This is a genomic window from Streptomyces omiyaensis, assembly GCF_014650895.1.
Classification (GTDB): domain Bacteria; phylum Actinomycetota; class Actinomycetes; order Streptomycetales; family Streptomycetaceae; genus Streptomyces; species Streptomyces omiyaensis.
In genome coordinates this window covers 116588-136110 of the sequence record NZ_BMVV01000017.1, presented here as the reverse complement: position 1 = coordinate 136110, position 19523 = coordinate 116588, and the positions used below count along the sequence as shown (strand labels likewise).

Sequence of the window (19523 nt, the reverse complement as noted above, 5' to 3'; positions counted from 1 at the left end):
ACGGGAGCGCGGAAAGGGCCCCCCGCACCCGGCGGGGGTGCGAGGGGCCCTGGTTCCTTCGGACCGTCACGGCCGGTCAGCCCGAGTGGACGACGTCCCGCTCCTCGGCGAAGTGGCACGCCGACTCGTGGGCCGCGAGGGTGTCCAGACCGCGGAAGCGCTCCGGGATCGCGAGCACCGGCTGCTCCGTGGAGCACTTCTCCTGGGCCTTCCAGCACCGGGTGCGGAAGCGGCAGCCCGACGGCGGGTTCGCCGGCGAGGGCACGTCGCCCGTGAGGATGATCCGGTCGCGGTTGGCGCGCGCCTGCGGGTCCGGCACCGGCACCGCGGAGAGCAGCGCCTGGGTGTAGGGGTGCGTCGGGTGGTCGTAGATCTCGGAGTCCGTACCGATCTCGGCGAGCTTGCCGAGGTACATGACGCCGACGCGGTCCGAGATGTGCCGGACGATCGACAGGTCGTGCGCGATGAAGATGTAGGACAGGTTGAACTCGTCCTGGAGCTTCTCCATCAGGTTGATGACCTGCGCCTGGACGGAGACGTCCAGGGCCGAGACCGGCTCGTCGCAGATGATGATCTCGGGGTTGAGCGCGAGGCCGCGGGCGATGCCGATGCGCTGGCGCTGACCGCCCGAGAACTGGTGCGGGTACCGGTTGATGTACTCCGGGTTCAGACCGACGACGTCGAGGAGCTCCTGCACCTTGCGGCGCCGGTCGCCCTTCGGGGCCACCTCGGGGTGGATGTCGAAGGTCTCGCCGATGATGTCGCCGACCGTCATGCGCGGGTTCAGCGAGGTGTACGGGTCCTGGAACACCATCTGGATGTTGCGGCGGACGGCCTTCAGCGCGCGGCCGGACAGCTTGGTGATGTCCTGGCCCTTGTAGAAGACCTCGCCCGCGGTGGCCCGCTCCAGGTTCATCAGGAGCTTGGCGACCGTGGACTTGCCGCAGCCGGACTCGCCCACGATGCCGAGGGTCTCGCCCTGGTAGAGGTCGAAGGAGACCCCGTCCACGGCCTTGACCGCGCCGACCTGCTTCTTGAAGAGGATGCCCTGCGTCAGCGGGAAGTGCTTCTGCAGGTTGCGCACCTGGAGGATCGGCTCCCCCCGCTGGACGGGAACGTCCAGCGCGGCGGCCACGGCGGCCTCGTCGTTCGTGAAGTCAGCCATGGATCGTCTCCTTCCAGAAGTGGCAGGCGCTCTTGCGGCCCGGCAGATCGGCGCCGTCCTGCTCGGTGACCGGCACCAGGGCCGGGATCTCCGTACGGCAGAGGTCGGTGGCCTTGGGGCAGCGCGGGTTGAAGGCGCAGCCCGTCGGGACCTTGAGCAGGTTCGGCGGCAGGCCCTTGATCGCGTAGAGCTCCTGGCCCTTCTGGTCCAGGCGCGGGATCGAGTCCAGCAGACCCCGGGTGTAGGGGTGCGCCGGGCGGGCGTACAGCTCGTGCACGGGCGCCTGCTCGACGATCCGGCCGGCGTACATGACGGCGATCTTGTCCGCGACGTCGGCGACGACGCCGAGGTCGTGGGTGATCAGGATCAGGCCCATGTTGTACTCGCGCTGGAGCTCCGCGAGGAGGTCCATGACCTGCGCCTGGACCGTCACGTCGAGGGCCGTGGTCGGCTCGTCGGCGATGATCAGGTCCGGCTCCAGGGCCAGCGCCATGGCGATCATGATGCGCTGGCGCATGCCGCCGGAGAACTGGTGGGGGTAGTCGCTGACCCGCGCCTTGGCGGCGGGGATCTTGACCTTGTCCATCAGCTCGATGGCCTTGCGCGTGGCGTCCTTCTTGGACAGGCCCTGGTGGACCCGGAACATCTCGCCGAGCTGGTAGCCGACGGAGAGGACCGGGTTCAGCGAGGAGAGCGCGTCCTGGAAGATCATCGCGATCTTGCGGCCGCGGATCTTCCGGCGCTCCTCGTCGGACATCTTGAGCATGTCCTCGCCGCGGAAGAGGATCTCGCCCTTGGGGATCCTGCCGGGCGGCATGTCGAGGATGCCCATGATGGCCTGGGCGGTGACGGACTTGCCGGAGCCGGACTCGCCGAGGACGGCGAGGGTCTCGCCGGCGTTCACCGAGTAGTTGACGCCGTTGACCGCCTTGGCCACACCGTCACGGGTGTGGAACTCGACGTGCAGGTCCTTGACTTCGAGCAGCGGGCCGGTGTGGCCGGCGCCCTCGCGGGGCGCCGGGACGGTCGCGGTCTTGTTCAGAGTGCTCACGTTGTACGCCCTCCTCAGCGCAGCTTGGGGTCGAGGGCGTTGCGAACGGCTTCGCCGAGCATGATGAACGCCAGGACGGTGAGGCTCAGCATGATCGACGGCCAGAGCAGGACATGCGGAGCGACGCGGATCTGGTCGACCGCGGTGGAGATGTCGACACCCCACGAGACGGTCGGGGAGGCGAGGCCCAGGCCCAGGTAGGACAGGGTCGCCTCGGCCGAGATGTAGCCGCCGAGCGCGATGGTGGCGACGACGATCAGCGGGGCCATGGCGTTGGGCAGGATGTGCCGGAAGAGGATCCGGGTGGTGCCGGCGCCGAGGGCCTTGGCCGCGTGGACGTAGTCGGCCTGCTTGACCGTGATCACGGCACCGCGCATGACGCGGGCCATCTGGGTCCAGCCGAGGAAGGCCAGGGCGCCGACGACGACCCAGACGGTGCGCTCGGTGAACGCCTGCAGGACGACCATGGCGCCGAGCAGGAAGGGAATGCCGAAGAAGATGTCGGTGATCCGGGAGAGGATCGCGTCCCAGGCGCCGCCGAAGTAGCCGGCGATCATGCCCATCAGGCCGCCGACGATGGTGACGATGGCGGTGACGCAGACGCCGACGATGATCGAGGCGCGGGTGCCGTAGATCAGTCGGGCGTAGACGGAGCGGCCCTGCTGGTCGTAGCCGAACCAGCCCTCGGAACCGATGTTGCCGAGCTCGGGCTTGCCGAGGAAGTGCTTCACGAGGTCACCCGTGGTGGGCGAGGCGCTGGTGAAGAGGCTCGGCCACGCGGAGACGAGCAGCAGGAAGGCGATGAGCACCGACGACACGAGGAAGTACGGGTTGCGGCGCAGGTCCGCCCAGGCGTCGCCCCAGAGGGAGCGGGCCTTCTCCGGCTTGTGCCTGCCCTTCGGCTCCGTCGCCGAGGGGGGTGCGACGGCGTCTTCGACGGCGGTGGCGGTCTTGGTCACGTCAGGCATACCGGATCCTCGGGTCCAGGACCGCGTACAGCAGGTCGATGAGCAGGCTGGTGACGAGGTAGACGATCACCAGGATGGTGACGAGGCCGACCAGGGTCGTTCCCTCGCGCCGGGTGATCGACTCGGCGATCAGGCCACCGACGCCCTTCACGTTGAAGATGCGCTCGGTGACGATCGCGCCGCCCATGAGGGCGCCGATGTCGGTACCGAGGAAGGTGACGACCGGGATCATCGAGTTGCGCATGAGGTGGACGCCGATGACGCGGCGCCGCGGCAGGCCCTTGGCGATCGCCGTGCGCATGTAGTCGGCGCGCAGGTTCTCCGCCATGGTGGTGCGGGTCAGCCGGGCCACGTAGGCGAGTGAGAGACCGCCGAGCACGACGGCGGGCGCGATCATCTCGGACCACAACTGGTCGTTGCTGACGTTCGGCTGGATCCATCCCAGGTTGAACGCGAACACCATCTTGATGATGTAGCCGAGCACGAAGACCGGGATCGAGATGATCAGCAGGGTGAAGATCAGGATCGAGTTGTCGGCCAGGCGGCCCGCACGGAGGCCCGCGATGATGCCGAGGCCGATACCGAAGATGAGCTCGAACGCGAAGGCCAGGGTGGCCAGCTGGAGCGTCACCGGGAACGCGTCTCCCAGCACCTCGGTCACGGGGCGATCGTTGCGGATCTGCGTCCCGAAGTCGAAGTGAAGGATGATGCCGCTCATGTAGTCCCAGTACTGCTTCCACAGCGGCTGGTCGAGCCCGAGCTTGTGCTTGATCGCCTCGATGGTCGCCGGGCTCGCGCCCTTGTCGCCGAACAGGCCGGCCACGGGGTCACCGGGCAGGCTGTAGACCATGAGGAAGATCAGCAGGGTTGTCCCGAAGAAGACCGGGATCATCTGGAGCAGTCGTCGTGCGACATAGCGCCCCATCATGCCTCCGTTGAGATAAGACGGCCGCAGCCGGACGGGCCCTCCCGCGACATGACTGCCCGTATGCGGACAGCGTGATGCCGTGGAAGGGCCCCCCAGCCACTGCGTAAGGCACCGCAACGGGACTGACGATCCGTCAGTCCCGTTGACGGCATGCGGACTACGCTCGGGTGATTACTTCTGCTTGACCTCGACGCCGGTCAGGATCGGGTCGCCGTCCTGGCCGTAGGCGACGCCGGAGACGTTCTCCGAGAAGCCCGCGTTGACCTTGTAGTACCAGAGCGGGATGGACGGCATGTAGTTGACCAGGTCCTTCTCGATCGCCTGGTACTCCTTGACGGACTCCTCGAGCGTCTTCGCGGAGTCGGCCTTGGCGATCTTGGCGTCCAGCTCCTTGTTGGAGAAGTCGCCCTGGTTGCCGCCCGCACCCGTGCGGAACAGGTCCGAGATGAAGTTGGCGTTCACCGGGTAGTCGAGCACCCAGCCGGAGCGGTACAGGGACTTGACCTGCTTCTCCTTGCGGGCCGTCAGGTCCGCCTGGAAGTCCGGCTTGCCGTCGCCGACGCACTTGACGGAGGTGGCCTGGGTGATGGAGTTGCAGACCGCCTCCACCCACTCCTTGTGGCCGCCGTCGGCGTTGTACTGGATGGAGATCTGGTTGTTCGGGACGCCACCACCGGCGGTGATGAGCTCCTTGGCCTTGGCCGGGTCGTACTTGGTGATCTCGACCGCGTCCGGCTGGTAGCCGAGGACGCCCTTGGCGACCCAGCCGGTGGCGGGCTCACGGGTGCCGTTGAGGACCGTCTTGGTGATGGTCGCGCGGTCGATCGCCATGGACAGACCCTGGATGACGCGCGGGTCGACCTGCTTCGGCTTCTTCCACTGGTCGGCGTAGAAGGCGACGGCGATGGTCTGGATCGCGGAGTACGCCTGGTCCACGGCGCGGTCGCCGAGGTCCGTGCGGTACAGCGGGAGGTCCTTCGGGGCGATCTGACGCAGGACGTCGACGTTGCCCGACTTCAGGTCCTCGTACGCGGCCTCGAGGGTGGTGTAGTTCTTGAACGTCACACCACCGTTCTTCGCCTTGTTCGGGCCCTTGTAGTCGTCGTAGCGGACGATCTCGATCTGCTTCTTGTGGTCCCAGTTCTTGAACTTGTAGGGACCGTTGCCGACCGGCTTCTGGCCGCCGGCCTCGGGGTCCTTGAAGAAGGACTCCGGGAGCGGGGCGAAGACGATGTAGGCGAGCTTGTGGGCGAAGTACGGAACCGGCTTCGCGAGCTCGATCGTGAGGGTGCTCTCGTCCACGACCTTCAGGCCGTCGAGGGTCTTGGAGGTCGGCTTGGCGCCCTCCTCCTCCGGGTGGACCTTCTCGAAGCCCTTGATGTCGGCGAACCAGGAGGCGAGGCCCTGGGCGTTCTCGACGTTGGCGTTCCAGTTCCACGCGTCCACGTAGGACTTGGCGGTGACCGGGGTGCCGTCGTGGAAGGTCCAGCCCTTCTTGAGCTTGACGGTCCACGTCTTCGAGTCGGTGGTGGTGACCGACTCGGCGTTGATCATCTCGAGCGAGCCGTCGGCCTTGTAGTCGACCAGGGTCGAGAACAGGCCGGCCATGACGGCGGAGCCGTTGGACTCCATCGTGTCACCGGTGAGCAGGGGCTTCTCCGGCTCGCCCAGCTCGACGGAGAAGATGCCGTTCGGGTCGACCTTGCCACCGGCGCTGTCGCCCTTGTCGCCGTTGCCCCCGCCACAGGCGGTAGCAGCCAGGGCGACGATGATCGCGCCCGTTACCCACTTGGCGCTCTTGGCACCGCGCATGGGTTTCCTCCTCATGAGTCCACTTGTCATCAAGAAGGGCACTTCGAGACCTGCCGACACCCCTGACGGCGTTGATCCCCCGGTACCCCGAGTGTGCTCGTGAGTCGGCACTCCCCACAGTGCGTGACCCATTGACCCGAGCTCAATGGAGCCAACTATTAAGTACGTCCGACCCGTAAACCACACTTAAGTGGTCTCGTTTTGACAACATCACCAAGGCCCCGGATACCGAAATCCGGACAAACTGAGCACAGACAGACACCCCCGAAACGGACCGTTAACACACGTACCGGTGAGCGATGACCGGAATCCGGACGGTCGGCCCGGGCAATGGGTTTGACGAAAAGGGCCTGGCCACTCGCACATTGTGCGAGTGGCCAGGCCCTCGGTGTGAGATGCGGCTCAGCCGTTCTGGACGGCCTGCGGCCGTCGCCGGCGGACGCCCGCCGCCCCTCGGCGGACGCCGGCCGTCACCGGCCGGACGTCAGGCGTTCCGGGCGCGTCAGGCGTTCTTGGCGCGCGAGGCGGAGCGGCTGCGCTCCTTCTGGTCCAGGACGACCTTGCGGATGCGGACGGCCTCCGGGGTCACCTCGACGCACTCGTCGTCGCGGCAGAACTCCAGGGACTGCTCCAGGGAGAGCTTGCGCGGCGGGACGATCGCCTCGAACGAGTCGGCCGACGAGGACCGCATGTTCGTCAGCTTCTTCTCCTTGGTGATGTTCACGTCCATGTCGTCGGAGCGCGAGTTCTCGCCGACGATCATGCCCTCGTACACCTCGGTGCCGGGGTCGGTGAACAGGACGCCGCGCTCCTGGAGGTTGGTCATCGCGAAGGCGGTGACCGCACCGGCGCGGTCGGCGACCAGAGAGCCGTTGTTACGGGTCTGGAGCTGGCCGAACCACGGCTCGTGGCCCTCGTGGATGGAGTGGGCGATGCCGGTGCCGCGGGTGTTGGTGAGGAACTCCGTACGGAAGCCGATCAGACCGCGGGACGGGACGACGAACTCCATGCGGACCCAGCCGGAGCCGTGGTTCGACATGTTGTCCATGCGGCCCTTGCGGACGCCCATGAGCTGGGTGACGGCGCCCATGTGCTCCTCGGGCACGTCGACCGTGAGGCGCTCGACGGGCTCGTGGACCTTGCCGTCGACCTCCTTGGTGACGACCTGGGGCTTGCCGATGGTGAGCTCGAAGCCCTCGCGGCGCATCTGCTCGACCAGGATGGCGAGCGCGAGCTCACCGCGGCCCTGGACCTCCCAGGCGTCCGGACGCTCGGTCTCCAGGACGCGGAGCGAGACGTTGCCGACGAGCTCGCGGTCGAGGCGGTCCTTCACCTGGCGGGCGGTGACCTTGCGGTCCTTGACCGCGGACTTGGCCTCCGCGCCCTTGCCGGTGCCGCCACGGCCGACGAGCGGCGAGGTGTTGGTGCCGATGGTCATGGAGATGGCCGGCTGGTCGACCGTGATCAGCGGGAGCGCGATCGGGTTCTCCGGGTCGGCCAGGGTTTCGCCGATCATGATGTCGGGGATGCCGGCGACGGCGCAGATGTCACCGGGGCCGGCGACCTCGGCGGGCTTGCGGGTGAGCGCCTCGGTCATCATCAGCTCGGTGATGCGGACGTTGGAGATCGTGCCGTCCCGCTTGATCCACGCGACCGTCTGGCCCTTGCGCAGCTCGCCCTGCTCGACGCGGAGCAGCGCGATGCGGCCGAGGAAGTTGTCGGCGTCCAGGTTGGTGACGTGGGCCTGGAGGGGGGCCTCCTCGTCGTACACCGGGGCCGGGACGTGCTCCAGGATCGTGGAGAAGAACGGCTCCAGGTTCTCCGAGTCCTGCGGGACCGTGCCGTCCTCCGGCTTGGTCAGCGAGGCGATGCCGTCGCGGCCGCAGGCGTAGACGATCGGGAACTCGATCTGGTCCTCGTCGGCGTCCAGGTCGAGGAAGAGGTCGTAGGTCTCGTTGACGACCTCGTCGATCCGGGAGTCCGGGCGGTCCGTCTTGTTGATGCAGAGGATGACCGGCTTGCGCTGCTGGAGGGCCTTGCGGAGCACGAAGCGGGTCTGCGGGAGCGGACCCTCGGAGGCGTCCACCAGGAGGACGACCGCGTCGACCATCGACAGACCGCGCTCGACCTCGCCACCGAAGTCGGCGTGGCCGGGGGTGTCGATGATGTTGATCGTGATCGGGGCCCCGCCGTCCTTGGGGTGGTACTTCACCGCCGTGTTCTTGGCGAGGATCGTGATGCCCTTCTCACGTTCCAGGTCGTTCGAGTCCATCATGCGGTCGTCGAGCTGCTGGTGGGCGGCGAAGGCACCGGCCTGCTTGAGCATGGCGTCGACGATGGTCGTCTTGCCGTGGTCGACGTGGGCGACGATGGCGACGTTACGGATGTCGTGGCGCGTGGGCATGGGTGGCTTGCGCTTCTCTCGGATCGTGGGAATCGGCGTCAGTTCCTCTTACGCCCGCCGGGCGGACGCGCCACGGCTATGTCCTATGGTACGGGGCTGCCGTGCAAGGGGCTTCCCCGGATCGATCCGAGAGGGTCTACTGGGACGTTTCAGGGTGGGTCTCAGGGTGTGGGGAAGGTCATGCGGGCCGGGTCAAGGGGCCGACGCGATCCTGCCCGCCGGGATCACCGGCGGGCAAGGAACTTGAGCTGCTTCTGAGGTTGTGACCTGTGATTTCAGCGGTTCGACGGGCTACCCTTGGTCGTTTCGCTCTTCTTGAAACCGATGTCCTGGTACTGGGGGGCGGCGAAGCCCCAGGCCCCGGCGTTCACCACGTCCTGGCGGGCCGCCACCAGCTGGGGGCGCTGGTACAGGGGGATGGATCCGGCCGCGGCCCAGATGCGGGCGTCGGCCTGGCGGATCAGCTCGCCCGCCTCCTCCTCGTCGAGGGTGCCGGCCGCCTGGTCGAAGAGCTGGTCGATGCGGTCCGTGCCCACCCGTGAGTAGTTCTGCTCGACCAGCAGGGAGCCGTCCGAGGCGGGCTCGGGCTTGGCGAAGATCGGCCGGGCGTCGGTCGCCGGGAAGGCGGAGGCCGGCCAGGAGTAGAGGGCCAGGTCGTAGTCGCCGGAGGCGATGTGGTCCTTGAAGAAGCTCTCGTCGGAGACCTTGGTGACCTCGGTGCGGATCCCGACCGCGTCGAGCATCCGCACGATCCGGTCGCCGACCGCCCGCAGCGTCTCCGAGCCGGGCCCGGAGGGCAGGACGAAGCGGAGGCTGAGGGCCTTGCCGTCCTTGCCGAGGGCCTCGGAGACGGCGGGTGCGACGGCCGGGGCGGCGCTGCCCAGGGGGGCGTAGGCGCCGGCGACGCCCTTGTCCGGCTTGGCGTTGCCGGGCCGGGCGGCGGCGCGGGCGCCGGTGTCGAGGGCCTCGGCGCGGGCCAGGAGGGCGGCGCTCTCCCGGGCGGCGGCGGGGGCCGGGGCCAGCACCCGGGTGCCGCTCTCGGGTCCGCCGGGGCCGATCCGGGCGGCGGCGGGGGCCTCGCCGGGCTTGTCGTCGCCGACGATGTAGAGGCCTTCGTCGGAGGCGGTGTCGGCCTTCTTCGCCGCGTCCTCCTTCTTCGCCGCGTCCCCGGCCTTGCCGGAGGCCTTCTCTGCGTTCTCCCCGGGCTTCTCGGCCTTCTCGCCGGTCTTCCCGGCCCCGGAGCCCGCCTTCTCGGCCTCGGAGCCCGCCTTGGTGCCGGCCGGCTTCTGCCGGGCGCCGCCGGGGACCCAGCCGGCGTCGGCGAGGAGGGCCCGGGCCTCCTTGGTGTCCTGGCCGCCGAGGGCGTCGCTGCTGTCGGCGTAGGCGGCCTGGCCGGCGAGCGCGAGGTGGCTGCCGGGCGGGTGGGCCGGGAGGCCGAGCGGCTTGAGCACGGATTCGGCCAGTTCCCTGCGGTCGATGGCGCGGGCGACCGCGCGCCGGACCCGCTCGTCGGCGAGCGGTCCGGACTCGCCGTTGAGGGAGAGCTGGGTGTAGGCGGGCTCCAGGGACTTGCGGACGACATAGCCGGCGAGGGTGGTCTGGGCCTGGGCGTAGCGGGCCACGGCGGCCTTGTTCTCGGCGCGGGCGGCGCGGACCTCCTCGGCGAGCTTCCCGTCCTCGCCGTGGGCGAGCGCCCAGGAGCCGAGGGCCTTGCCGGGGGTGATCCCGGCGCCGGGGCCGTGCAGCCGGGCGGCCTCGGCGCCGCTGCGGCCGGCCCGGGCGTCCTTGAGGGCGAGCGCGATCCGCTCGGCGGTGGAGCGGTCGACCTCGGCCAGGTCGAGCTTGCCGGCGGCCAGGGCGGCCTCGCGGTCGGCGCGGGGGACGGCCCGCAGGACGAGGCTGTCGAGCTTGGCGGGCTTCCCCCACCAGCGGGGGTTGCGGGTGAGGGTGAGATCGCCGCCCTTCGCGTCCACCTTGCCCAGCAGGAACGGTCCTGCGGTGACCTTGAGGGTGGTGCGCGCCCCGTCGTTGAAGGAGTTCGGGGAGCCCATCACCTGCTTCGGGTAGAGGGGGGTGAAGAGGGAGCGCCAGTCGGCGTAGGGCTTGGCGAAGGTGACCCGCACCTCCAGGTCGTTCTTGCCCTTCTCGATCTTCTCGATCCGCTCGTAGCCGGCGTTCCTGGCCGTCCAGTAGGCGGTGTCGCGGCCGCTGAGGGCCCGCCACTGGGCGACGAAGTCGGCGGCGCCGATCTCGCGCCCGTCGCTCCACACGGCCTGCTGGTTGAGCTTGTAGAGGACGACCTGGCGGGGCTCGGTCGCGACGACCTCGGCGGTCTCCAGGTAGTCGGGGTTGAGGCGCGGCCGGCCGCGCTCGTCCAGGGTGTACAGGGCGGGCAGGACGGCGCCCGCGACGCGGCCGGTGGCGGCGTCCGCGTCGGCCTGGAAGGTGTTGAGGGTGGACGGCAGGGCGTCCACCGCCCAGCGCAGCGTGCCGCCGTCGTCGACCATGCCGCGCGCGGTGGGCGCGTTGTCCTGGGCGGCGGCCGGACCGGCGGCGGCGTCCTCGTCGGAGCTGCATCCGGCGAGGACGGTGACGGCGAGGACCACGCTGGTGAGGGTGGCGACGGAGCGGAGTGTCCGGGAGCGGGGGCTCCCGGACGGACCGGCCCATGTCCTCCCCCGGGGGGCGCCGACCTGGGACATGACTTTTACCCCTTCATCCGGTTTCGTGCCATTTGGAGATGATCAGATTTCTCTGACTCGTCCCACTGAACGGCACCCTCCGGACGCGGCCCCGCCGACACGGCGGCGGCCCCGGCAAACCCCACTCGTGCGGCCCAAGGGCCGCCGCGGCGGGGCTCAGGCGGCCCCCGCGCTCCAGCGGCCGAGGACCGGCTCGGCCAGGGTGCGGGCGGGCCGGCACAGGGTCTGCCCGTACCGGCCGAAGAGCTCGTCGCGCGAGGTGAAGCGGCCCAGATCGGTACGGAGGTGGGCGGAGAGGTCGCAGGCGCCGGAGGTGCCGTCGCAGGCCGCCGGGGCGTCCCAGTCGACGCCGGTGCGGGCCACCGCCTCGAAGAGCGTCTCCGCCCCGGTGTTGGCGAAGCCGCCCTCCCGCGAGGGGCCCGCGTGGTCGAAGAGGCCGGCGATCGGGACCCAGCCGCCGTCGAGGCGGAACTCCGGCCAGGCGAGCAGCACTTCGGCCGGGACGAAGGGCCGCAGGCGCGGGAAGCGGGGGTACCAGAAGGACCCGTCGACGAGCAGCCCCCGCACGCGCGTGGGGATGCCGAGGGACCGGGCCACGGCCTCCAGGACCGCCATCCGCTGACTGCACGAACCGCGGCCGAGCCGCAGGGTGCGGGAGGCCCGGCGGCGGTCCTCCACCGAGTAGACGGGCCGCACCCCGGCGACGATCAGCCGGTGCGCCGCCCGCAGCCGGTCCCGGTCGGTCCGCCCGCCCCTCGCGGCGCGCGCGGCGAGGGCGGCGACGAGCGGGTGCCCGTGGTCGAGGATCGCGGTCGCCCGGGTCGACCCGGGCGTCGGGTCGGCGGCGGGCTCCGGTACGCCGGCGGGTGCGGTCCCGCGGCTCCGTACGGGCATCAACAGGCGACTGGTCACGACGGCGCTCCCCCCGGGACGTGCCCACGACGCCCCCGCCCCATCCTCCTCCCCCCGCGGCCGGGGCCCCCACCGACCCCTGCGGGCGGGCCCCCGCCGTCCCTGCGGGCGGGCGCCCGCCACCGCTGTGGGCAGGCCCCGCCGTACCTGTGGGCGGGCGTCCCGCAGGGCGATGGGGGTCCCCCCCACGCCCCGGCGGGACGCGTGTCCGCAACGGAGCGGCGGGCGCGGCACGCGCGGCCGCGGCGAAACGGCGGGCGCGGAGGCGCGGCGCGGTGGGTGCGGTCAGGGGTGGGGGAGCCAGCCGGTGCGGTAGGCGGTCCAGTCGGCCGGCTCCTCCGCGAAGTCCACGTACAGCGCCACGCCGAACCGCTCGCGGCCCGGATCGGTGCGGCCGAGGCCGAGGCGGACGCCCCGGACGCCGGCGGCGACGGTCTCGGCGTCCTCGTGGTGGCCCAGGTCGTCCTCGTGGAAGAAGGGCAGCCCCATGAGCAGGTCGGTGGAGACCGGGGTCGCCTCCAGGGCGAGCGCGGTCTGCTGGGCGACGTAGCCGCCGTACAGGGACTCCAGCGGCATCCAGGTGTCGTACGACATCACCGCGATCTGGTCGACCCGCCGGGCGACCTCGCCGAAGTACTCCTGCGACCACCACTTGCCGTTGTCCCCGAAGAGGCCGAGCGCCGAGTGGGCGCCCGGCACCGGGTCGATCTGGTGGGCGGCGACGGAGAGCACCGCCTCGCGGGCCTTCGTCGTGCGCCGCAGGTCGTCGAGGAGCGTCAGGTAGTCGGCGTCGCCGGACTGGAGCGGCTCCAGGTCGAAGTGGACGCCGTCGAATCCCGCGCCGAGGACCTGGCGGGCGGAGGCGACGACGGCCGTGCGGGAGGCGGCGTCGGAGAGCCACAGCCCGTTCGGTCCCTCGTCGGCGAGGACGTCGCCGAGCCACGCCTGGACGCGCACGCCGGGCAGGACCCGGTGGACGCCGTCGGTCAGCCACCGTGCGCGGGGGTGCCGGTCCGCGGGCAGGGTGCCGTCGTGTTCGAGCGGGCCGGCGTGCACGTACAGGTCCCTGATCCCGGTGCCCTTCAGGCGCTCGGCGAGGGCCTGGAGGTCGGCGTCCTTCTTCCTGCCGTCCACCCACGCGTGCCCGATCCAGTACGCGTCCTTCCCCCGGGTGCGGGCGTCGTCGCGGAGGTCGCCCGCGTAGCTGACGCGCAGGGCGAGCGCGCCGAAGAGCGGCGGCACGACGAGGAGCAGCACCAGCCCCAGCACCCACCAGCGCCCCTTGCGCCACACCCGTTTCAGCCGACCGTCCATCCGAACCCCCGAGAGCCGCGGGCCTCCGCCCGCCGGAGCCCCCTGTGGAGATGTGCACCGACGGGGACATCCGGACCGGCGCGGTCGGTTTCCGGTGGGCGTCCGTCCGGTCGCGGGCCCGCATCACCGTACATAACCTCCCTTTTGTGACCCGAACAGCCACCCGAGCCCTGCTCGCGGTGCTGGTGGCGGCGTGGTGGCTCGTCGCGCCCGCCGCGGCCGGCGCCCGCGCCGACGACCCCGTGGTCCTCCCCGCCGAGGGGCAGATCCTCGACCGGGTGGGCGCGCTGGGCGACCGGCGCCCCGAGGTGGCCGAGGCCCTCGACCGGCTCTACGACGAGCGCCGGATGCAGCTCTTCGTGGTCTACGTACGGGACTTCTCCGGCCGCTCCGGGCAGGACTGGGCCGACGCGACCGCCGAGCGCAACGGCCTCGGCCTCGACGACGTGCTGCTCGCCGTCGCCACCCGCGACCGGCAGTACGGCTACACCGCCGACCCCGGCTCCCGGCTGACCCAGGCCCAGCTCGACGACGTGGCCCGGACCGCGATCGAGCCGGCGCTCAGGGTGAACGACTGGGCGGGCGCGGCGATCGGCGCGGCGGACGGCTACGCCGCCGTCCTCGCCGGCCTCCCCGTCCCCGTCCCCCCGCTCACCCCCGGACCGGCCGACCCGGGCGGCTCCGGCTCCTCCGGGGCCGATCTGATCCTCCCGGTGGCGCTCGTCGGCGGCGCCGGGGCGGTGGCGGCGTACGCGTACGCCCGCCGGCGCCGGCGGGCCGCGACCCGCACCACCCCCGGCGGCGGGGGCCGGGGGCGGCCCGAGCGGCCCGCGCCGCCCTCCCTGGAGGAGCTGGACGGCGAGGCCCGGCGGGCGCTGGTCGCCACCGACGACGCCGTCCGCACCAGCCAGGAGGAACTGGGCTTCGCCACCGCCCAGTTCGGCGAGGAGGCGACCCGCCCCTTCGAGGAGGCGGTGGCCTTCGCCGAGGAGCAGCTGACCGCCTCCTTCCGGCTGCGGCAGAAGCTCGACGACGCCTTCCCCGAGGACGACGCCACCCGGCGCTCGATGCTCGGCGAGATCCTGCGGCGCTGTGCCGAGGCCGACGCCCGGCTCGACGCCGAGACCGAGGACTTCGACCGGCTGCGGGCCCTGGAGCGGACCGCGCCCCAGGCGCTGGCGGCGGTGGAGACCGCCTTCCGCGCGCAGACCGGCCGGGTCGGCGGCGCCGAGGCGGCGCTGGCGGCGATGCGGGAGCGGTACGCCGCGTCCGCGGCGGCGCCGGTCGCCGGCGACGTCGAGCAGGCCAAGGACCGGCTGGTCTTCGCCACCGCCCGCATCAACCGGGCGCGTCAGTCCGTCGACGACGGGGACACCGGCTCCGCGGCCGTGCACGTGCGGGCCGCCGAGGGCGCGGTCGACCAGGCGGCGCGGCTGATCGAGGCGGTGGACCGGCGGGCGCGGGAGCTGGCCGAGGCGGCCGGCCGGCTGCCGGGCGTGCTCACCGAGACCGGCGCCGACCTGGCGGAGGCCCGCGGGCTCCTCGAAGGGACCGGCCGGGAGGCCTCGACGGGCGAGCTGCGCGGCCGGATCGCCCGCGCGGAGGCGGTGGCGGCGGAGGTCCGGCGGGAGGTGGAGGCGGGCAGGTACGACCCCCTGGACGCGCTGCGGCGGGTCGAGGAGGCGGACGCGGCGCTCGACGAGGCGCTGGCCGGCGCCCGGGAGCGCGAGTCCGGCGACCGGCGCGCCCGCGACCTCCTCGACCAGGCGCTGCTGACGGCCCGCTCCGAGCTGGGGGCGGCCTCGGACTACGTCCGGACCCACCGGGGCGCGGTCGGCAGCGAGGCCAGGACCCGGCTGGCCGAGGCGCAGCGGCGCCTGGAGAAGGCGCGGGCGCTGGCGGCGGGCGACCCGCAGGCGGCGCTCGCGGAGGCGCGGCAGGCCGACGCGCTCGCCCGCCGGGCGCAGGAGCTCGCCGAACAGGACGTGCGCCGGTACGGCAACCCGAACGGCCCGGGAGGGGTGGCGGGTGCGGGAGGCGGCGGGCTGGGCGGGGCCGTGCTCGGCGGCATCGTCCTCGGCGGCCTCTTCGGCGGGGGGTCCGGCGGGGGCGGGCGCGGGGGCGGTTTCGGCGGCGGAGGCTTCGGCGGCGGACCCGGCAGCTTCGGCGGCAGCGGCACGCGCGGCCGGCGGGGCGGCGGCGGCCGTTTCTGACTTCCCCCCGCCCCCTGCCACCTGCCGCTTGATCCCCCTGTCATCCGGTCCCCCTGTCACCCGTTCACCCGTTCACCCATTCATCCGGTCACCCGTTCCCCAAGGAGCAGCGCCATGAGCAAGCAGACGATCCTCGGCCGTGTCACCCAGCTGGCGAAGGCGAACATCAACGCCCTCCTCGACCAGGCGGAGGATCCGCAGAAGATGCTGGACCAGCTGATCCGCGACTACTCGGCCAACATCACGGAGGCCGAGGAGGCGGTGGCGACGACCATCGGGAACCTGCGGCTGATGGAGCAGGACCACGCGGAGGACGTGGCGGCGGCGGCCGAGTGGGGCGGGAAGGCGCTGGCGGCCAGCCGGAAGGCGGACGAGCTGCGGGCCGGCGGGCAGCCGGCGGAGGCGGACCGCTTCGACAACCTGGCCAAGGTCGCGCTCGGCCGTCAGCTCCAGTCGGAGAAGGAGGCGCGGACGGCCGAGCCGACCATCGCCGCGCAGACCGAGGTGGTGGGCAAGCTGACCTCCGGCCTGGACCGGATGAGGGCGAAGCTGGTCGAGCTCCAGGCCAAGCGGGACGAGCTGGTCGCCCGCTCCCGGTCGGCGCAGGCGCAGAACACGATGATGGACGCGGTGAAGAACATCGACGTGCTGGACCCGACGAGCGACCTGAACCGCTTCGAGGACAAGGTGCGCCGGGAGGAGGCGCGGGCGCTGGGCAAGCAGGAGCTGGCCGCGTCCTCGCTGGACGCCCAGTTCGAGCAGCTGGACGCGCTCGGGGACGAGGCGGAGATCGCGGCCCGGCTGGCCGCGCTCAAGACGGCCTGAGGCGCCGCCCCGCCCCCGGAACGTCCACGGCCCCTAGAACATGCTCAGCAGCTGGTCCACGGTGGGCTCCGCCGCGGGGCCGCCGTCGGGCAGCGCCAGTTCGAACCAGACGGTCTTGCCGCGCGGGGTGCGGCGCGAGCCCCAGGAGGCGGAGAGCAGTCCGACCAGCTGGAGGCCTCGGCCGCCCTCGTCGGTGTCCTTGGCGCGCCGGCGGCGGGGCTGGACCAGGCCGGCGTCCCAGACCTCGCAGACGAGGGTCCGGTCGCGGAGCAGCCGGAGCCGTATCTCGCCCTCGCCGTACCGCAGGGCGTTGGTGACCAGCTCGCTGACGAGGAGTTCGACGGTGTCGACGAGGGCCTCCAGGCCCCAGGCGGTGAGCTGGGTGCGGGCGAGCTCGCGGGCCCGGCCGACGGAGCGGGGCTCGCGGGGCAGCCGCCAGTCCCCCACGGCCTCGGCGGGCAGTCCCTGGATACGGGCCATCAGGAGGGCGATGTCGTCCTCGCCGTGGCCGGTGTCGAGGGTGGTCAGGACCCGGTCGCAGACGTCCTCCAGGGGTCGGGCCCGGTCGGCGAGGGCCCGCTTGAAGGCGCTGAGTCCCTCGTCGAGGGGGTGGTCGCGGGATTCGACCAGTCCGTCGGTGTAGAGGGCGAGGAGGGAGCCCTCGGGGAGTTCGACCTCGACCTCCTCGAAGGGTTCGCCGCCGACGCCGAGCGGCATCCCGGGGGGCACGTCGAGGAGCAGGGCCTCCTCGCCCGGTTCGACGAGGACCGGCGGGAGGTGGCCGGCGTTGGCGAACGTACAGCGCCGGGTCACCGGGTCGTAGACGGCGTAGACGCAGGTGGCGAGGTAGACCTCGGCGAGTTCGGGGCCGCGGTTCTTGTGCGCCCGGGACTGCTGGGCGCCGATGGGCGCGCCGAGCCCGCGGGCGATCTCGTCGAGGTGGGAGAGGACCTCGGCGGGTTCGAGGTCGAGCTGGGCCAGGGTGCGGACGGCGGTGCGCAGTTCGCCCATGGCGACGGCGGCGCGCAGCCCGCGGCCCATGACGTCGCCGATCACGAGGGCGGTGCGGTGGCCGGGGAGTTCGATGACGTCGAACCAGTCGCCGCCGACCTCGGCGGCGTCGGTGCCGGGGAGGTAGCGGCAGGCGATGTCGAGTCCGGCGGCCTCGGGGTCGCCGGGCGGGAGGAGGCTGCGCTGGAGGATGAGGGCCCGCTCGTGCTCGCGCCGGTAGAGGCGGGCGTTGTCGATGCAGACGGCGGCGCGGGCGGCGAGTTCCACGGCGAGGGCCCGGTCGCGGTCGCCGAAGGCCTCGCTGCCCTTGGTGCGGGAGAACTGCACGAGGCCGACGACGGTGTCGTGGGCGACCATCGGGACGACCAGGGTGGAGCGGACCAGGTCGCCGTCGCCGCCGGGCACGCTCCGGACGCGGCCGGTGCGCAGCGCCCCGGCGCAGGGCGAGTTGAAGGGGTACCGGTGGACGGCGCCGACCTCGATGGGCACGGGGCCGTCGCCGTCGCCCGCCGGTCCGTGGCCCTCGTCGGTTCTCAGCGGGGTGTCGGAGACGGCGCTGGCGAAGGCGACACGGCGCAGCTCGGCGCTGCCCGCGCCGTAGCCGATGTCGTGGGAGCTGCCCCAGCGGCCGGGCGGGGCCTCGTCGCCGGTGAGGAGTCCTTGGTAGAGGTCGACGGAGGCGAGGTCGCAGAAGCCGGGGACGGCGACGTCGAGGAGCTCGCGGGCGGTGGCCTCCAGGTCGAGGGAGTTCCCTATGCGGGCTCCGGCCTCGTTGAGGAGGGCGAGGTTGCGGCGGGCGCTGGCGGCCTCGCGGGCGGCGTTCTGCCGGCGGGTGACGTCGATGCCGAGGCCGGCGACGCCGATGGGGCGGCCGGAGCCGCTGTGCACCCGGTAGAGGTTGATGGACCAGTGGCGGCGGATCCGGGCGCCGGGGGCGGCGCCGGTGATCCGGAGGTCGGTGACGGACTCCCCGGTCTCCAGGACGCGGCGCAGCGCGGTGGTCATCCGGTCGGCCTCGGGCTTGGCGAGGTAGTCGTGGACGCCCCGGCCCCGGTGGTCGTCGGCCTCCCCGCCGAAGACGGCGGCGAAGCGCTGGTTGGCGCGCTTGACGGTGAGGTCGGTGCCGAAGAGGAGGAAGCCGAAGGGCGATTGGCCGAAAATCGCCTGGGAGGCGGCGAGGTCGGTCTCGATCCGCCGCAGCGCGCGGACGTCCACGACGATGCAGAGCGCGGCCCGCTCGCCGGTCTCGGTCTCGCTCGGCATCACGTACATCTCGGCGAGGCCGTGCGGCCGGTCCCGGCCCGGGGCCCCGGGCCGTCCGGGGACACGGAAGGGGACGAGGCCGGTCCATTCGCGCCCGTCGAGGATCTCCTTGACCCTCTGACGGCCGCGATCGCGCAGCTCGGGGGGCATGAAGGCCTCGACGGGGTCCTTGCCGCGGGCCTCCTGGGCGGGCACCCCGAAGAGCTCGGCCGCCCTCCGGCTCCACTGGTCGACGCGCCCGTCGGGCCCGAGGGAGAAGGCGGCGACCCGGATGTAGTCGTAGATCGAACCGGGCGGGCTGCTCTGCCACACGACGCCGCCCGTCGTCTCGGATATCTCGCTCACGCGACCGTCCCCTCCAGCTCACCGCACCGGACCGGCCATGCCCGCAGTATTCAGCACGGCGGGCACCGGCGGCACGACGTCCACGATCACAGGGTGGTCTCGGTCGGCTCGCGACCCGCTCCGGTGATCGTCGTCCCTCTCTCTTTACTCACCAGGGAGAGCCAGCTCGAACCATACGGTTTTCCCGGCGCCGCCCTGACGGGTCCCCCAGCGGCGTGCGGTACAGGCCACGAGACCGAGCCCGCGGCCCCCTTCGTCGTCGGGTCCCGCGGGCCGCTCGGTGGGCGGATCCGGAAGCGGATCGGAAACCTCCACGAGGAGCGCGGAGTGCCGGGGCGGGTCGGTGGCGGCGCCTTCGGCCCGTACGATCCGCACCCCGATGGGTCCGGAGGCGTACCGCAGGGAGTTGGTGACCAGCTCGCTGACCAGCAGGACGGCCACGTCCCCCACCGCCGCGTCGACCTCCCAGGAGCGGAGCGTCTCGCGGACGGCGTGGCGGGCGGTACGCACGGCGTCGGCCTCCGCCGGGAAGCTCCACTCGGCGCGGGTGCCGTCGGTGTCGATCACACGCGATCACTTCCCCAACCGTGGTTCGGCCGTGGTCCGGCGG

At 72.1% G+C, this 19523-nt stretch carries 13 protein-coding genes; 2 read left to right on the top strand and 11 right to left on the bottom strand.

Features of this window, described 5'->3' with window-relative positions; genetic code table 11:
* Positions 1-76 precede the first annotated feature (76 nt).
* The 9 genes from IE287_RS25665 to IE287_RS25625 form a co-directional block, all read right to left on the bottom strand.
* Positions 77-1165, bottom strand: a complete 1089-nt coding sequence (locus IE287_RS25665; protein WP_189851546.1) for an ABC transporter ATP-binding protein — start codon at positions 1163-1165, stop codon at positions 77-79.
* Positions 1158-2216, bottom strand: a complete 1059-nt coding sequence (locus IE287_RS25660) for an ABC transporter ATP-binding protein (protein WP_189851545.1) — start codon at positions 2214-2216, stop codon at positions 1158-1160. The genes IE287_RS25665 and IE287_RS25660 overlap by 8 nt, the downstream gene beginning before the upstream one ends.
* A gap of 14 nt (positions 2217-2230) precedes the next feature.
* Positions 2231-3184 (bottom strand): ABC transporter permease, encoded by a 954-nt coding sequence (locus IE287_RS25655; RefSeq protein WP_189851544.1) that lies wholly within the window; start codon positions 3182-3184, stop codon positions 2231-2233.
* Entirely contained in the window at positions 3177-4109 is a 933-nt protein-coding gene (locus IE287_RS25650) for an ABC transporter permease (protein WP_189851601.1), read from the bottom strand. The genes IE287_RS25655 and IE287_RS25650 overlap by 8 nt, the downstream gene beginning before the upstream one ends.
* Before the next feature lie 174 nt (positions 4110-4283).
* The gene (locus tag IE287_RS25645; protein WP_189851543.1) at positions 4284-5924 is read right to left on the bottom strand and encodes a peptide ABC transporter substrate-binding protein; all 1641 of its coding nucleotides are present in this window, start codon (positions 5922-5924) and stop codon (positions 4284-4286) included.
* 502 nt (positions 5925-6426) lie between these two features.
* Positions 6427-8328, bottom strand: a complete 1902-nt coding sequence (gene typA / locus IE287_RS25640) for a translational GTPase TypA (RefSeq protein WP_189851542.1) — start codon at positions 8326-8328, stop codon at positions 6427-6429.
* Positions 8329-8603: 275 nt separating this feature from the next.
* Positions 8604-11030 (bottom strand): ABC transporter family substrate-binding protein, encoded by a 2427-nt coding sequence (locus IE287_RS25635; protein WP_189851541.1) that lies wholly within the window; start codon positions 11028-11030, stop codon positions 8604-8606.
* 156 nt (positions 11031-11186) lie between these two features.
* On the bottom strand, positions 11187-11942 hold the full coding sequence (locus tag IE287_RS25630) for a transglutaminase-like domain-containing protein (protein WP_229883736.1): 756 nt from the start codon (positions 11940-11942) through the stop codon (positions 11187-11189).
* 285 nt (positions 11943-12227) lie between these two features.
* Positions 12228-13256: a glycoside hydrolase family 18 protein gene (locus IE287_RS25625; RefSeq protein ID WP_229883735.1), complete on the bottom strand. Its 1029-nt coding sequence runs from the start codon at positions 13254-13256 to the stop codon at positions 12228-12230.
* A gap of 146 nt (positions 13257-13402) precedes the next feature.
* Between IE287_RS25625 and IE287_RS25620 the strand changes: the two genes are divergently transcribed.
* Both IE287_RS25620 and IE287_RS25615 read left to right on the top strand, forming a co-directional pair.
* A complete protein-coding gene (locus tag IE287_RS25620; RefSeq protein ID WP_229883734.1) occupies positions 13403-15469 on the top strand; it encodes a TPM domain-containing protein in 2067 nt (688 codons plus the stop codon).
* A gap of 114 nt (positions 15470-15583) precedes the next feature.
* Positions 15584-16294: a PspA/IM30 family protein gene (locus IE287_RS25615; protein ID WP_189851540.1), complete on the top strand. Its 711-nt coding sequence runs from the start codon at positions 15584-15586 to the stop codon at positions 16292-16294.
* 33 nt (positions 16295-16327) lie between these two features.
* On the opposite strand, the gene IE287_RS25610 is transcribed toward IE287_RS25615, so the two are convergent.
* Both IE287_RS25610 and IE287_RS25605 read right to left on the bottom strand, forming a co-directional pair.
* Positions 16328-18913, bottom strand: coding sequence for a SpoIIE family protein phosphatase (locus IE287_RS25610; RefSeq protein WP_189851539.1), 2586 nt, complete (start codon positions 18911-18913; stop codon positions 16328-16330).
* A 144-nt stretch (positions 18914-19057) separates the two neighbouring features.
* Positions 19058-19480 carry an ATP-binding protein gene (locus tag IE287_RS25605; RefSeq protein ID WP_189851538.1) on the bottom strand — a complete coding sequence of 141 codons (423 nt, stop codon included), beginning with the start codon at positions 19478-19480 and terminating at the stop codon, positions 19058-19060.
* Positions 19481-19523: the final 43 nt, after the last annotated feature.